General features: G+C 73.5%; 13 protein-coding genes. 3 read left to right on the plus strand and 10 right to left on the minus strand.

The features are described from left to right. Positions 1 to 40 precede the first annotated feature (40 nt). The 4 genes from AB8735_RS25980 to AB8735_RS25995 are packed head-to-tail and all read right to left on the minus strand — an operon-like array spanning position 41 to position 4,724. On the minus strand, positions 41 to 901 hold the full coding sequence (locus tag AB8735_RS25980) for a carbohydrate ABC transporter permease (RefSeq protein WP_372409709.1): 861 nt from the start codon (positions 899 to 901) through the stop codon (positions 41 to 43). Further along, positions 898 to 2,304 carry an extracellular solute-binding protein gene (locus AB8735_RS25985; RefSeq protein WP_372409710.1) on the minus strand — a complete coding sequence of 469 codons (1,407 nt, stop codon included), beginning with the start codon at positions 2,302 to 2,304 and terminating at the stop codon, positions 898 to 900. The genes AB8735_RS25980 and AB8735_RS25985 overlap by 4 nt, the downstream gene beginning before the upstream one ends. Positions 2,305 to 2,343: 39 nt before the next feature. Next, a complete protein-coding gene (locus AB8735_RS25990) occupies positions 2,344 to 3,054 on the minus strand; it encodes a response regulator (RefSeq protein WP_372409711.1) in 711 nt (236 codons plus the stop codon). Further along, positions 3,051 to 4,724 (minus strand): ATP-binding protein, encoded by a 1,674-nt coding sequence (locus AB8735_RS25995; protein ID WP_372409712.1) that lies wholly within the window; start codon positions 4,722 to 4,724, stop codon positions 3,051 to 3,053. Before AB8735_RS25995 ends, AB8735_RS25990 begins: the two co-directional genes overlap by 4 nt. 182 nt (positions 4,725 to 4,906) lie before the next feature. On the opposite strand from AB8735_RS25995, the gene AB8735_RS26000 reads away from it, so the two are divergent. After that, positions 4,907 to 6,280 (plus strand): cation:dicarboxylate symporter family transporter, encoded by a 1,374-nt coding sequence (locus tag AB8735_RS26000; RefSeq protein WP_372411917.1) that lies wholly within the window; start codon positions 4,907 to 4,909, stop codon positions 6,278 to 6,280. An 81-nt stretch (positions 6,281 to 6,361) separates the two neighbouring features. On the opposite strand, the gene AB8735_RS26005 is transcribed toward AB8735_RS26000, so the two are convergent. The 6 genes from AB8735_RS26005 to AB8735_RS26030 all read right to left on the minus strand — a co-directional run bounded on the left by AB8735_RS26005 (position 6,362) and on the right by AB8735_RS26030 (position 12,099). Beyond that, a complete protein-coding gene (locus AB8735_RS26005) occupies positions 6,362 to 7,147 on the minus strand; it encodes an ABC transporter permease (protein ID WP_344019400.1) in 786 nt (261 codons plus the stop codon). Then, positions 7,144 to 8,142, minus strand: coding sequence for an ATP-binding cassette domain-containing protein (locus AB8735_RS26010; protein WP_372409714.1), 999 nt, complete (start codon positions 8,140 to 8,142; stop codon positions 7,144 to 7,146). The genes AB8735_RS26005 and AB8735_RS26010 overlap by 4 nt, the downstream gene beginning before the upstream one ends. 61 nt (positions 8,143 to 8,203) lie before the next feature. After that, positions 8,204 to 9,046 (minus strand): DUF4097 family beta strand repeat-containing protein, encoded by an 843-nt coding sequence (locus AB8735_RS26015; RefSeq protein WP_344019404.1) that lies wholly within the window; start codon positions 9,044 to 9,046, stop codon positions 8,204 to 8,206. An 85-nt stretch (positions 9,047 to 9,131) separates the two neighbouring features. Beyond that, positions 9,132 to 9,653: a hypothetical protein gene (locus AB8735_RS26020; RefSeq protein ID WP_344019406.1), complete on the minus strand. Its 522-nt coding sequence runs from the start codon at positions 9,651 to 9,653 to the stop codon at positions 9,132 to 9,134. Between the two features lie 276 nt (positions 9,654 to 9,929). Next, positions 9,930 to 10,538, minus strand: a complete 609-nt coding sequence (locus AB8735_RS26025; RefSeq protein ID WP_372409716.1) for a TetR/AcrR family transcriptional regulator — start codon at positions 10,536 to 10,538, stop codon at positions 9,930 to 9,932. Between the two features lie 109 nt (positions 10,539 to 10,647). Further along, positions 10,648 to 12,099, minus strand: a complete 1,452-nt coding sequence (locus AB8735_RS26030; protein WP_372409718.1) for a hypothetical protein — start codon at positions 12,097 to 12,099, stop codon at positions 10,648 to 10,650. A gap of 308 nt (positions 12,100 to 12,407) precedes the next feature. Here AB8735_RS26030 and AB8735_RS26035 point away from each other — a divergent pair, with 308 nt between their 5' ends. Both AB8735_RS26035 and AB8735_RS26040 read left to right on the plus strand, forming a co-directional pair. Then, the gene (locus AB8735_RS26035; RefSeq protein ID WP_372409719.1) at positions 12,408 to 12,617 is read left to right on the plus strand and encodes a hypothetical protein; all 210 of its coding nucleotides are present in this window, start codon (positions 12,408 to 12,410) and stop codon (positions 12,615 to 12,617) included. Further along, complete coding sequence (locus AB8735_RS26040) at positions 12,610 to 12,918, plus strand: hypothetical protein (protein ID WP_372409721.1); 309 nt, start codon at positions 12,610 to 12,612, stop codon at positions 12,916 to 12,918. Before AB8735_RS26035 ends, AB8735_RS26040 begins: the two co-directional genes overlap by 8 nt. Positions 12,919 to 12,934: the final 16 nt, after the last annotated feature.

Here is a 12,934-nt window from a genome sequence, read left to right on the forward strand (position 1 = left end):
CTCCCCTCCCGTCGTCAGGAGGGACCGCACCCGCGCCCCCTCACCCCTCCTCACGCAACAACCGCAGATACACCACCGAGAACACCGCCCCAACCACCAGCAGCAGCAACGCCACCGCCGTCCCGTATCCGATCAGCGACTTGAGGAACGCCTGGTCGTACATGAACACGGGCAGCGTCTGGCTGCGGTTGGCCGGGCCGCCGCGGGTCATGGACCAGATGAGGCCGAAAACCGACAGGGTCTGGAGGGTGTTGAGCATGAGGTTGGTGCCGATGGAGCGGCGGAGGAGGGGGAGGGTGATGTGCCGGAAGCGGCGGAGGCCCGTCGCGCCGTCCATCAGGGCCGCCTCGTGGATGTCCTGGGGGATCTCCGCGAGCGCGGCGGAGTAGACCAGCATGGAGAACGCCGTGCCGCGCCAGACGTTGGCGAGGGAGACGGCGAGGAGGGGGAGGGTGAACAGCCAGTTCTGGGCGGGGAGATGGAGCAGGTCCAGGATCGCGTTCAGCGTGCCGCGGCGGTGGAAGAAGGTGTAGAGGAGGAAGCCCGCGACGATCTCCGGGAGGACCCAGGCCGCGACGACGACCGTTCCGGTCAGTGTGCGCACCGGACGCGAGGCCCGGCGCATCAGCGCGGCCAGCGCGAAGCCCAGGACGTTCTGGCCGACGATCGAGGACGCGAGGGTGAAGACGACCGTGAGCACCACCGCGTTGCGGAAGTTCGCGTCGGCGAACGCGTGTTGGAAGTTGGCCAGGCCCACCCAGGACGCCGACGACTGTCCGGTCAGCCGGGTGTCGGTGAAGGCGAGGAGCACGCACCACACGATCGGGCCGGCGAGGAAGAGGAGCATCAGGGTCGTCGCGGGGGCGAGGGGGAGCCAGCGAAGCGAGCGGCGGGGGGTCATGAGCCGGCCTCCGCCGTGTCGGCGAAGGAGCGCAGCGCCTCGTCGTAGTCCCGGGCCGCCTCCGCCACGGACGCGTTCCCGGTGGCGACCGCCTCCGTCGCCTCCTGGATCGCCCCGGAGACCTGGGGGTAGACGGGGAGCGCGGGGCGGTGGCGCGCGTACGGCACCAGGGCGGTGAAGAAGCCGATGCCGGGGACGTACGAGCGGTATACAGGATCCGCCGCGACGTCGTCCCGGACGGCGATCTGGCCGTCCCGCACCGTCCAGTCCAGCGCGTTGCGCCGCGACTGGAGGGTCTCGATCACCTGCCAGGCCAGGTCCGCCTTGCGCGAGCGGGCGCTGATCGCCCAGGTCCAGCCGCCGGAGAGGCTGACCCGGCCGGGGGCCGCGCCGTCCTGCGTGGGGAAGGCCGCCCGGCCCATCACCCGGTCCCAACGGGGCCACGGGTGGGCGCCGTTGCGCTCCCAGAGCTTGGGGAGCCAGTTGCCGTCGAGCGCGATGGCGAGCTTTCCCGAGGGGAGCCAGTCGGTGCCGACGCGGGTGCTGACGTTGGGGTCGAGCGCGTCGGAGGGATCGGGGCCGAGCCGTTCGGCGTAGACGGTGCGGACGAAGGCGAGCGCGTCGCGGAAACTGCGGCTCCCCGTCAGCCACTTCTTCCGCGCCGGGTCGTAGAGCGGGTCCTTCCCCGGATCCTTCCCAGGGTCCTTCCCCGGGCCCATCCCCGGGCCCTTCCCCGTCCCGTACAGCAGCATCTCGAAGCCCTGCATCGACGTCGCCTCGCCCGGCCCCTTGCCCGTGTAGAGGTGGAAGGGGATCACGCCGGGGAGGCGGCGCCCGACGGTGCGGGCCGCGTCGAGGACGTCCTGCCAGGTGCGCGGCTGCCAGTCGGCGGGCAGTCCGGCCCGGGCGAAGAGCTCCTTGTTGAACCACAGTCCCCGGGTGTCGGTGCCGTCCGGCACCCCGTACGTCCGCCCGTCCTCGGCCCGCGCGGGCTCCTTCGCGGCGGGCAGGTAGCGGGGCCAGTCCCGCCAGCCGGCCAGCTTGTCGTCCAGCGGTCTCAGATAGCCGCTGGTGACGTCCGAGTCGAGGACGGCGGAGTCCTCCCGGACGAGGTCGGGCGCCGTCCTCGGCGAGCGCATCATCTGCTGCACCTTGGTGGCGTAGTCGTTCTCGGCCGCCTGGACGGGCATCAGCCTGAGCCGCTTGCCCGGGTGCGTGCGCTCGAACTCCTTCTTCACCGCGGCCAGATAGTCGTCCATGATGCGGTACTTGTTGTCGGTGCTGCGCTGGTAGACGACCTTGACCGTGTCGGGGTCGCCGCCCGGGTCCCCGCAGCCGGCGAGCAGCGGTGCGGCGAGGACGGCGAGTGCGGCGGCCAGGCATGCGGAACGGATGGGGCGCACGGTGACCTCCCACGGGTCCGGGGCCTCGGTGGCACCCCGTTACGTTCCCCGGGCGCCGTCCCGGCGAACTCCGCTGAGCCAGCGGTACCGCAGCTCCGGCCGGCCCACCTGCCCGTACTGCGGTGCCCGCGCGGCCCGCCCCGTGCTCACCAGGTGTTCCAGATAGCGCCGGGCCGTGATGCGGGAGATGCCCACGGCGCCGCCGGCCGGGCCCGCGGCGATGCCGTCGGGGCCCGCCGCCCGGAGGGTGTCGGTGATCGCGGCGAGGGTGTCCGTGCTCAGGCCCTTGGGGAGGGCGGCGGGCTGCGGGGCGCGCAGGGCCGCGAGTGCGCGGTCCACCTCGTCCTGGCCGCTGGCCTCCCCGGCGGCGGCGCGGAACTCGGCGTAGCGCACGAGCCGTTCGCGCAGCGTGGTGAAGGTGAAGGGCTTGAGCACATACTGGACGACGCCGAGCGAGACGCCCTCGCGGACGACGGCCAGGTCGCGCGCCGAGGTCACGGCGATGACATCGGCGGTGTGCCCGGCGGAGCGCAGCGAGCGGAGCAGCCGCAGGCCGTGCCCGTCGGGGAGGTAGAGATCGAGGAGCAGGAGGTCCGCGGGGGCGCGGGCGAGGAACTTCGAGGCGTCGCCGACCGAGTGGGCCACGCCCACGGTGGTGAAGCCCGGCACCCGGCCGACGTAGAGGGCGTGCGCGTCGGCGGCCACGGGGTCGTCCTCGACGACGAGGACCCGGATCGGGGACGGGGTCATGAGATGTCCCCCCGCAGGGGGAGGCGTACGGTGAACTCGGCTCCGCCGAGGGGGGACTGACCGACGGCGACCGTGCCGCCGTTGCGCAGGGCCGCCTGCCGGACCAGGGCCAGGCCCAGCCCGCGGCCGTGCGGCGCGCCACCGGGCGGACCGGCCTCCTCGGACTCCCGGGCGCCCGCGGCGCCCTTCGTGGACCAGCCGCGCCGGAAGACCTCGTCCACGTCCTCGGGGGCGAGGCCCGGCCCCGAGTCGCCGACGCGCAGCAACAGGTCGTCGCCGTCCGGGCGGACGGTCACGGCGACCCGGGCCGCCCCGGCGGAGCGGTCGCCGTCCGGCCGCGGGCCCGCCGCGTCCACGGCGTTGTCGATGAGGTTGCCGAGCACGGTGACCAGGTCGCGGGTGGGCAGGGCCGGGGGCAGCAGGCCGTCGTCGAGGTGGGTGTCCGCGGTCAGCAGCAGCTCCACGCCGCGCTCGCCGGCGTGCGCGGCCTTGCCGAGCAGCAGGGCGGCGAGGACGGGTTCGGCGACGGCGGCCACGACCTCGTCCGTCAGGGCCTGGGCGAGCTCCAGTTCGGCCGTGGCGAAGCCGACGGCCTCGTCGGTGCGGCCCAGTTCGATCAGGGAGACGACGGTGTGCAGCCGGTTGGCGGCCTCGTGCGCCTGGGAGCGCAGGGCCTCCGCGAAGCCGCGCACGGAGTCCAGCTCACCGGAGAGCGCGGTGAGTTCGGTGTGGTCCCGGAGGGTGACCACGGTGCCGCGCCGCTCCCCGCCGGAGACGGGCGAGGTGTTGACGACCAGGGTCCGCTCGGTGGTCAGGTGCACCTCGTCCACCCGCCGCTCGGGCGCCAGCAGGGCCCGGGTGAGCGGCTCGGGCAGGCCGAGGGCGGCGACGGGGCGGCCGACGACGTCCGTGCCGTGCAGACCGAGGAGTTCACGGCCGCCGTCGTTGACGAGCGCCACCCGCCGCTGCCCGTCCAGCATCAACAGCCCCTCGCGCACCGCGTGCAGGGCGGCCTGGTGATAGTCGTGCATCCGCGCCAGCTCGGCGGCGTTCATCCCGTGGGTGTGCCGGCGCAGCCGTGCGTTGAGGAGGTACGTCCCGGCGCCGCCGACGGCGAGGACGGCCAGCGCGACGCCCAGCAGCGCCATGACCTGCCGGCGGATCTGCGCGCTGATGGTGTCCACCGTGATGCCGGCGCTGACCAGCGCGGTGACCCTGCCGTCCGGTTCCCGGACGGGGGCGACGGCGCGGACGGAGGGGCCGAGCGTGCCGGTGTAGGTCTCCGAGAAGACCTGTCCTTCGAGGGCCGGTCCGGTGTGGCCGAGGAAGGTCTCGCCGATCCGGGCCGGGTCCGGGTGCGTCCAGCGGACGCCCCGCGGGCTCATGATCGTGACGAAGTCGACGCCGGTGTCGTGCCGGACCCGCTCCGCGTACGGCTGGAGCTCGCCCGCCGGGTCCGGGCCGCGGACCGCCGAGCGGACCGCGGGGGAGGCGGCCACGGCGGTGGCGGCCGCGGTCACCTCGCGGCGGGCCGCCTTCTCGGCCTCGGCCCGGTCGGAGAGGTAGGCGAACGCCGCACACCCGGCCACGACGGCGGCCACCAGCACGATCTGCACGGCGAAGAGCTGACCGGCCAGACTGCGGGGACGGGGGAGGCGGGGTGGGCGCATGGGCGACAGTGTGCCCCGGGCCCGTTCCATGAACGTAATGCACGCAAGGGTGACCGCGGTCACAGCGCCGTGCATAGTCGCCGGGACCCCATCGCACCGGGGCCCGGCCCGTCGGGAGGGCGGGGAGACGGGCGGACGGGGTCGAGGACCGAGGAGCCGTAACCGAGGAGCCCCCCATGACCATGCAGCCGTCGACCGGACCGTCGTCGTCCCCGCCGCAGCCGTCGTCCCCGCCCGTCCGGAAGGACCGGACCCACTACCTCTATCTGGCCGTGATCGGCGCGGTGCTCGTGGGCGTCGCCGTCGGCTTCGCCGCGCCCGGGGCGGCCGTCCAGCTCAAGCCGCTGGGCACCGGCTTCGTCAACCTGATCAAGATGATGATCTCGCCCGTCATCTTCTGCACGATCGTGCTCGGCATCGGTTCGGTGCGCAAGGCCGCCAAGGTCGGCGCGGTGGGCGGGCTCGCGCTGGGCTGGTTCCTGCTGATGTCCACCGTGGCGCTGGCCCTCGGCCTGCTCGTCGGCAACGTCCTGGAGCCGGGCAGCGGTCTGCATCTGACCGAGGCCGCGCGGCACGCGGGCGAGAAGCAGGCCGAGGGGGCGCACGAGTCGACGACCGCGTTCCTGCTCGGCATCATCCCGACGACGCTGGTCTCCGCCTTCACCGGCGGGCAGGTGCTGCAGACCCTGCTGGTCGCCCTCCTCACGGGCTTCGCCCTGCAGGCGATGGGCCCGGCGGGCGAGCCGGTGCTGCGCGGCATCGGACACCTCCAGAAGCTCGTCTTCCGCATCCTGTCCATGATCATGTGGGTGGCGCCGGTGGGTGCCTTCGGCGCCATCGCGGCGCTCGTGGGGGCGACGGGCGTCGACGCGCTGAAGTCGCTGGCCGTCATCATGATCGGCTTCTATACGACCTGTCTGCTGTTCGTGGTCGTGGTGCTGGGCGGACTGCTGCGGCTGGTGGCCGGGGTGAACATCTTCTCGCTGCTGAAGTACCTGGGGCGGGAGTTCCTGCTGATCCTCTCCACGTCCTCGTCGGAGTCCGCGCTGCCCCGGCTCATCGCGAAGATGGAGCACCTGGGCGTCAGCCGCCCCGTCGTCGGCATCACGGTGCCGACGGGCTACTCGTTCAACCTGGACGGCACGGCCATCTATCTGACCATGTCCTCGATCTTCATCGCCGAGGCGCTGGGCAAGCCGCTCGACCTGGGTCAGCAGGTGTCGCTGCTGCTGTTCATGGTCGTCGCGTCGAAGGGCGCGGCGGGGGTGACCGGCGCCGGGCTGGCGACGCTCGCCGGCGGCCTCCAGTCCCACCGGCCCGAACTCGTCGACGGCGTCGGGCTGATCGTCGGCATCGACCGCTTCATGAGCGAGGCGCGCGCGATGACCAACTTCGCGGGGAACGCGGTGGCGACGGTGCTCATCGGCACCTGGACGAAGGAGGTCGACGCGGCGCGCATGGACGAAGTGCTGGCCGGGCGGCTGCCGTTCGACGAGTCGACGCTGGCGGCGGACGGCGGGCACGGGGCGGAGGAGGCGCCGGTGCTCGCCCGGTGAGGAGTACGCCGACGGGGCGGCGCACGCCGACGTGGTGTCGGAGTGCGCCGCCCTCGTCGCGGGGCATCTTGCTGATACCGGCTACTTCGGGTCGCGGTCGAAGGCCGACTTCGACCAGAAGTAGCCGAGCGCGGAGAGCGCCAGGCACCAACCGACGGCGAGCCAGCCGTTGTTGCCGATCCCGGTGCCGAGCAGCAGGCCGCGCAGGGTCTCGATGGCCGGGGTGAACGGCTGGTACTGGGCGACCGGCTGGAACCAGCCCGGCATCGCGTCGACCGGGACGAAGGCGCTGGAGATGAGCGGCAGGACGATCAGCGGCATCGCGTTGTTGCTGGCGGCCTCGGCGTTCGGGCTGACCATGCCCATCCCGACCGCGATCCAGGTGAGCGCCAGCGAGACCAGGGCGAGCAGCCCGAACGCCGCCAGCCACTCCAGGGCCGTGGCATCGGAGCGGAAGCCGATGGCCAGGGCGACGGCCCCCACGAGGACCACGCTGAGGACCGACTGCAGCACGCTGCCGATGACGTGCCCGACGAGCACCGAGCCGCGGTGGATCGCCATCGTGCGGAAGCGGGCCATGATGCCCTCGGTCATGTCGGTGGAGACGGACACCGCGGTCCCGACCGTGGTGCCGCCGATGGTCATCATCAGGATGCCCGGCACGACGTAGGCGATGTACGCGGAGCGGTCGGCGCCGCCGCCCATGCCCGCGCTCATCACGTCGCCGAAGACATAGACGAAGAGCAGCAGCAGGATGACCGGTGTCAGCAGCAGGTTGAGGGTCATGGACGGGTAGCGGCGCGCGTGCAGGAGGTTGCGGCGCAGCATCGTGGACGTGTCGCGCACGGCGAGGGAGAGCGAGCTCATCGGACAGCCTCCTCGGGCTGGTTCGGCTGGTTCGGCCGGTGGGAGCCGGTCAGGGCGAAGAAGACGTCGTCGAGGTCGGGGGTGTGCACGGTGAGTTCGTCCGCCTCGATGCCGGCGGAGTCCAGCCAGTCGAGGATGGAGCGCAGCTCGCGCTGGCTGCCGTCGCTGGGGATCTGCAGCGACAGCGCCTCGTCGTCCCCGGTGACTTCGCGCAGAGCTGCGGCGGCGCTCCGGTAGGCGGCCGGGTCGGAGAAGCGGAGCCGGACGTGCCCGCCGGGGACCAGCCGCTTCAGCTCCTCGGCGGTGCCCTCGGCCGCGATCCTGCCGCCGTTGAGCACGGCGATGCGGTCGGCGAGCTCGTCGGCCTCGTCCAGGTACTGCGTGGTGAGGAAGACGGTGACGCCGCCGGAGACCAACTCCCGGATGATCTGCCACATGTTGTGGCGGCTGCGCGGGTCGAGGCCGGTGGTCGGCTCGTCGAGGAAGATGATCCGCGGGTTGCCGACCAGCGTCATGGCGATGTCGAGACGGCGCTTCATGCCGCCGGAGTAGCTCTGGGCGGGCTTCTTCGCGGCATCGACGAGGTCGAACCGCTCCAGCAGTTCGGCGGTGACCCGCCGCCCCTCGCGCCTGGACAGGTGGTGCAGGTCGGCCATGAGGAGCATGTTCTCCTCGCCGGTGATCAGGCCGTCGACGGCGGAGAACTGTCCGGTGACGCCGATCGCGGCGCGCACCCGGTCCGGTGCCGCGGCGAGGTCGTGGCCCGCGACCCGGGCCTGTCCGCCGTCGGCGGCGATCAGGGTGGACAGGATCTTCACGGTGGTGGTCTTGCCGGCGCCGTTGGGCCCGAGCAGTGCGAACACGGACCCGGCCGGGATGTCCAGGTCGATGCCGTCGAGGACGGTCCTGTCGCCGTAGGACTTGCGCAGACCGGTGGCGGAGACGGCGGCGGGCGGCCGTAGGTCGTTGGGCGTGGACATGACAGACGAAGGCATGGAGCCCCCCGTTCGAAGGCTGAAGTGACCGGATTGAGTGGTGAGTTGGTGGCGCGGGTGCTCAGGCCCGGGCGCGGCGGATGTCGATGTTGCCGTACCGGGTGCGGGCGCGGACCGTGACGGTGTCCTCGGTCCTCTCCGGGTCCTCGGACGCGGTGAGCGCGTTGCGCACCTGGCCGGCGCCGGAGTTGACGTCGAGCCAGGCGGCCGTGCCCTCGCGGACGCCGACCTCGACGGCGCCGTAGGAGGTCTCCAGGTGGATGGTGCCGCGGGCGACCTCGCCCACGCGCAGGGTGCCATGGGCGGTGGTGGCGGTGACCGACCCCTCGGCGCGGTCGATGCTGATGTCGCCGTTGGCGTTGCTCACCCGCAGTTCGCCGGTCGCGGCGCCGACGGTCGTGGTGCCGTGCGAGTTCTTCAGGACGGCGGGACCGTCGACGAGTCCGACGCGCAGGCTGCCGGTGCTGGTGGTGATCTCGGCCGTGCCCTCGACCCGGTCCACGCTGATCGAGCCGTGCGACGCCTTCAGGTGCAGCGGCCCGGTGGTGTCCAGGCGTACGTCGCCGGACGAGGTCTTCACCCGGACCTCGCCGAGCCGGCCCTCGCCCAGCACCTGGGTCCAGGCGCCGGCCATGTCGATCCGCGAGCCCGTGGGCAGTTGGACCGTCACGTCGACGACGCCGCAGCGGCCGAACGGACCGGCCTTGGGTGTCCTGACGGTCAGGACGCCGCCCGCGTACGTGACCTCGGTCTGCTTCGCCGTCCGCACGTCCCGGTCCTTCTCCGGGTCGCGGGGCCGTACCTCGACGACGGTGTCGGGGCGGTCGCCCGCGGTGAACTGGATGGAACCGGCCTCCACATGTGCGGTGGCGGAGATCGCTTCGGGGGTGTCGAAAGAAGGCATGGCTGTCCCGTCCTCGTGAGTCCTGGGGCGTCCCCGCCGAGGGGGACGTGATGGGGGTGAAGCGGTGCGGTCGGGGCGCGGCTTGCTAGCGCACCCAGCCCGTGAAGCTCTGTCCGACGGTCCGGGCCGTCTCCGTCGTGCGGGGCCGCGCGCCGCCGTCGACCGCGGCCGAAACGGCCCGCACCAGCCACGCGTTGACCGACAGGCCCTCGCGGTTCGCGGCCTCCTCGGCGCGCGCCTTGAGGTGGGCCGGCAGGCGCAGATTGACGCGGGCGGTGCCGCCCTCGTCGCCCTCGGCGGGCACCGGGGGCCTGAACTGCTCGACGGGCGCGGCCGGTGCCGGGGCCACGGGGCCGCTGTCGGCGGGCGGCGGCGTCACCACGAAGTCGGGGTCGAGCCCGCGCAGCCGTACGTCGACCGAGCCGGGGGCGAGTTCGCGGGTGATCTCGTCCATCGCGGCGGAGAGCACATTGAGCATGGTCAGCCGGGTCGCCGACTCCAGGGGAGCGGTGAGCCTCTCGGCCAGCTCGCGGGCTTCTTCGCCGCCGGCCTCGGCGGCCACCGCGAGTTCGCGGCGGAGGGTGTCGACATACGGGGTGAGGTCCATGGCGTTATCTTGGCACCACTTTGGCGCCATGCGCAAGCCTGGGTGGCGTCTTATGGGTGACGGATGCGGGGGTGGTGGCTTTGACCTGCGGAAATGTGGGTGGGGGTGGTTCGGGGTGTGGTGGCGCCACGTGTGCCCTCGCGCCCTCAGGGGTGCTGAGTGGTGCCGTGTGGCACCTTGTGGCGCCGAATGGTGCCGGGTGGCGTCGAGTGGTGCCATTCGGTGCCACGGGGTGCCGCGAGGTGCCACACGGCACCCAAGGGGGCGGCCCGGGCGCTACTCCCCCCGCAGCCGCTCGACCAGTTCCCCCGCCCCCTCCGCCGGCACCCCCGCCGCCGTCAACGCCGTGATCGCCGCCGAGCGCCCCGCCTCCTCCGCCGTCAGCACGCTGTCGTTCACCGCGTGCATCAGGCCGAAGAGCACCTGCTCGTGGACGTACGCCAGGGCCGCCGCCGGGAGGGGAGAGGTGAAACGGCCCGAATCCAGGCCGCGTTGGATCACCGCCTCGCACTCCAGCCGCACCGGCTCCAGGCGGCGCAGGATGCCCTCCACCGTCACGCTGCGCTGCGCCAGCGAGACCAGCAGCCGGTAGCGGTCGGCGATCTCCCACATCGCGAGGACGCCGCGGGCGAGCTCCTCGCGGGGGTCGTCCGGGTCGGCCATGGCCCGCAGCGCCGCGGCGCGCGCCGCGCCGACGGCCTCGGCCGCGTCGTCGACCAGGGCGGCGACGAGCGCGTCCCGGCCGGGGAAGTGGCCGTAGACCGTGCGCCGCACGACGCCCGCCGCGCGGGCGATCCGGTCCATGCTCGCCTCGGGGTCGCGCAGCAGCTCCGCGAGGGCGACGTCCAGGATGCGGCGGCGATTGGCGTCCGCTCTGCCGGTCATCGGTTGTTCTCTCCTCGGGCCGGGACGGCGGGCGAGCGGCCCACGCCCCCGGCCTCATTCTGCACATCGCTCTCCGGGTCCCCGCAGGCGCACGGCAGTGGGCCCGTTCCTACGGCCGTGGCGGCCGGACGCGCCGTACGTACGCCCCCGGCGCGAACCGGCGGCCGAGGACGGGCGCCCGCACGGGCACCAGAGCGGTCGCCAGATCCATGGCGGCGGACAACTGTCCGCCGTCCGTCGTGGACCCCGTCCCCGGTACCGGCTCCGGAGTCGGCACCGGTACGCGGCCGCTCTCCTCCAGCTTGTCCAGCAGGAGTTCGGCGGCCTCGCCCTCCCCGGCCCGGCGCAGGATCTCCGCCAGGGCCCGGGCCTCGGTCGGCGACCGGTCGCGTCCGGCGGACTGCATGAGCCAGGAGATGTCGTCGAGGCGCCCCTCCTCCCGCAGGACCTTCACCAGCGGGGGGATGTCCGCGACGGGCCGCATCCGGCCGGCGGCCGACAGGATCTGGTACGCGTCGGTGTACTTCATGTCGTCCCGCAGCGCGGTCAGCACATCCAGGACGCGCTGCGCGGGCCGGACCCGGGCGAGGGAGGTGCGCAGCCGGGTGGCGTCCAGGTCCCGGTGGGCCTTGCCGAACGCCGTCAGCACGGCGGGCACCAGAGGCGCGGGCCGTTCGCGGACCACCGCGGACAGCACCAGGTCGAACTCCTCGGGCCGGCCGTCCGCGTCCAGCAGGGCCAGGACCCGCTGCACATAGCCCGGGGTGCTGTCCCGTCCGACGGCGAGCGCGCCGCGCTGCGCCTCCTCGTCCCGGCGGTGGTCACGGGCCTCGGTCAGCGAAAGGGCCGCCGCCAGCGGGGACTTGCGCGGACTGTACGGCGTGCAGTCGGTGGCCCTGTCCCGGCTGTCCGGGCCGTCCGCCCGGACGGGAGCGGGAACTGTCCGGCCGTCCGGCCGGGTACGGGTCCGTCGCAGCTCCGCGGCCAGCCGCTCCCGCTCCGCCTCGCTGCGCTCCAGCTCCCGGCGGGCCCAGCGCGGCAGGCACTCCCCGCCCCGCCCGGCGCCCGCCCCGGACGCCCCCTCGCGCAGCGCCGCCAGATCGCGCTCCAGGGTGCCGACTCTGGACAGCAGCACCACGCTCATCTGGTGCCACTCGCCCCGCTCCCGTTCCGCCACGGCGGCCCGGGCCAGCGCCCGGCGGAGCGGGTCCGGGGCGGCCTCTTCCCGGTCCTCGCCCCGTGCCGTGCAGAGGCGTTCCCATGCCGGGCGCGCTTCGTCCAGCATCCGGCTGCGTTCGGCGCCGTTCCGCGAGCAGACGTCCGCGACCGCCTCGACGAAGTCCCACTGCGGATTCGCACCGGCGAGGCGCTGCGAGATCGTGGTCCGGCTCGGGACGTGTTTGTCCCGGAAGTGCTCGGGCTGGAGCGCGCCCACCAGTTCGCGCAGGCTCAGCCCCGCCCGGTCCAGCCAGGAGCGCAGCAGGCGGGCGAGTGTGTTGGCGTCCTCCGAGGCGCCGTACAGCGGCCCCCAGGACCGTGTCCGCCTCCGTCCCTCGGCCAACGTCCCTCTCCTGTCTTCGCGATGGCAATCGATCTTGTCCATGCTTGTCCGGCCGGATGCCCGGACCGGTGGACCAGCGGATTCCGGCGGGGCGAACCTCGCATCGGAGGTGGATCCGCCGGAGGACACCGGTGGATCTCCTACTCAAGCACGCCCCGCTCCTCCGGCGCACGGGTCACGGACCAACTCCGGGACGAATCAGGGATGTACGCCGGTGTTGCGCACGAGTGAACGAAGTGGTGCGGCGAGGAAGCCGTGTTCCCCGCCGCCCGCGCCCCGCAAGAGCAACGGAGAAGAACGTGTCTCACATGGACCCGGCGCACTGGCTCGAAACCGCCATCGGCCTGCGGGTGTTCGGCCCGGACGTGTTCCGGATGCTGCGCCGGCTGCTCGCCGCCGCCGTACGGGTCGGCATCGCCGGCCTCGTCGGCGGCGGACGGCACTCGATGGCGCCGCCGGCGCGGCACTCCGCCGCTCCGCCCCCGCCGCCCTGCCGGCACGAGGGCGGCCATGGCTGACCGCGGCGACGGGACGGCGCCCCGCCGGCCGGACGCGGAACGGCTCTCGTACCGGGCCTTCCGCCTCGACCGCCGGGAGGACTACCTGCGCTTCGCCCGCGCCCGGCTGGGCTCGGACGCCGCGGCGGACCGGGCCGTGGAGCGGGCCTTCGAGGCCATCCGGGACGACTGGCCCGGCATGCTGCGCAAGGCCCATCTGGAGCGCTGCGCCTGGGAGTTGCTCGTCCGGTGCGTCGACGACCGCCGCGCCGACGACCGCCGCACCGGCGAACGGGACGGGGGCGAACCGGGCGGCCGCTGAAGGGTCCTTCGGCGCC

Source organism: Streptomyces luteireticuli (assembly GCF_041519305.1).
Lineage (GTDB): Bacteria > Actinomycetota > Actinomycetes > Streptomycetales > Streptomycetaceae > Streptomyces > Streptomyces luteireticuli.

Coding starts and splice junctions, on each gene's coding strand:
- AB8735_RS26010 (WP_372409714.1), bottom strand. CDS start 8,142: ATGCCTTCGTCTGTCATGTCCACGCCCAACGACCTACGGCCGCCCGCC.
- AB8735_RS26020 (WP_344019406.1), bottom strand. CDS start 9,653: ATGGACCTCACCCCGTATGTCGACACCCTCCGCCGCGAACTCGCGGTG.
- AB8735_RS26025 (WP_372409716.1), bottom strand. CDS start 10,538: ATGACCGGCAGAGCGGACGCCAATCGCCGCCGCATCCTGGACGTCGCC.
- AB8735_RS26005 (WP_344019400.1), bottom strand. CDS start 7,147: ATGAGCTCGCTCTCCCTCGCCGTGCGCGACACGTCCACGATGCTGCGC.
- AB8735_RS26000 (WP_372411917.1), top strand. CDS start 4,907: ATGCAGCCGTCGACCGGACCGTCGTCGTCCCCGCCGCAGCCGTCGTCC.
- AB8735_RS25995 (WP_372409712.1), bottom strand. CDS start 4,724: ATGCGCCCACCCCGCCTCCCCCGTCCCCGCAGTCTGGCCGGTCAGCTC.
- AB8735_RS26035 (WP_372409719.1), top strand. CDS start 12,408: ATGGACCCGGCGCACTGGCTCGAAACCGCCATCGGCCTGCGGGTGTTC.
- AB8735_RS26040 (WP_372409721.1), top strand. CDS start 12,610: ATGGCTGACCGCGGCGACGGGACGGCGCCCCGCCGGCCGGACGCGGAA.
- AB8735_RS25980 (WP_372409709.1), bottom strand. CDS start 901: ATGACCCCCCGCCGCTCGCTTCGCTGGCTCCCCCTCGCCCCCGCGACG.
- AB8735_RS26015 (WP_344019404.1), bottom strand. CDS start 9,046: ATGCCTTCTTTCGACACCCCCGAAGCGATCTCCGCCACCGCACATGTG.
- AB8735_RS25990 (WP_372409711.1), bottom strand. CDS start 3,054: ATGACCCCGTCCCCGATCCGGGTCCTCGTCGTCGAGGACGACCCCGTG.